The sequence below is a fragment of the Aequorivita antarctica genome (assembly GCF_007997155.1).
GTDB lineage: Bacteria > Bacteroidota > Bacteroidia > Flavobacteriales > Flavobacteriaceae > Aequorivita > Aequorivita antarctica.
Window position 1 is genome coordinate 1 of record NZ_VORT01000060.1, and the last position, 303, is coordinate 303.

Genomic DNA, 303 nt, shown 5'->3' on the forward strand with positions numbered 1-303 from the left:
TAGAGATTCCACCGTTGGCGAAAATGCTCGCGGTTATGTTGGTCAAAGTGAAGTTCTCGTCAGCAGAGACAGTTAAGTCGTTTGCGGTCTGAAAAGCAGTTGCAGAGGAACAGTTAATTCCGTTCTCAAAGGTGAAGTCGTTCGGGTTCTCTTCAGCACAAGGACCACCGCCGCCGATTGGCTCGCAGTTTCCTTCCCAAATATAAACACCATCTAAAAGTGGGTCAAAATAAGCCCAACCTGCGTCAAACAACGCTGTTGGATTGCCAATAGAACTGGAAGAGGTAACAACCCAGTAAACAG

Annotated in this window: 1 protein-coding gene; it reads right to left on the reverse strand. The window is 47.2% G+C overall.

Annotated elements, in window-relative coordinates; translation table 11 throughout:
- Window positions 1–303 (reverse strand): hypothetical protein (locus ESU54_RS17950; protein WP_170253307.1); only part of this gene is annotated, 303 nt, incomplete at both ends.